This is a genomic window from Dyella sp. SYSU CM1112 (assembly GCF_058216415.1).
In genome coordinates this window covers 1-410 of sequence record NZ_JBZEGI010000073.1, presented here as the reverse complement: position 1 = coordinate 410, position 410 = coordinate 1, and the positions used below count along the sequence as shown (strand labels likewise).

At 64.9% G+C, this 410-nt stretch carries 1 protein-coding gene; it reads right to left on the bottom strand.

Going from position 1 to position 410, the window contains the following annotated elements; all coding sequences use genetic code 11:
* Positions 1-410 (bottom strand): hypothetical protein (locus tag AC4HNJ_RS21670; protein ID WP_490481693.1); only part of this gene is annotated, 410 nt, incomplete at both ends.

The window sequence follows — 410 nt, the reverse complement described above, 5'->3', positions numbered from 1 at the left end:
GCCACGCGTGCCCAGGCTTCGGGCTGGTTGAAATACACGATCTGCTGCTGGTCGATCGTCAAGGCCGTGCGCGTCACCACCGGCGTCGGCAAGGCCATCAGGTCGAAGTGTTCCCCCGCATCCCCTTGCGCATACAGATGCGCGCCCAGCGCCGACAACTGATCCATCGCCGGCAGGAACGCCGGATCGAACGACAGCGCCTGCGGCGCCAGGCCATTCGGCACCCAACGATCGCCTTGTTGTCCCACCACGCCGGCCAGCTGGGTGGTCAGAAAGCGGCTGATCACGCCCGAATCGGGACGGATGAAACGGCCCAGTTCCGCCAGCGAGGCATCGGCTTGCGTATCGAAAAACGGATAGCGCCCGTTGAAGGACTGATTGAAGGGCGCGGCGATCGTCTCGCGCCACAG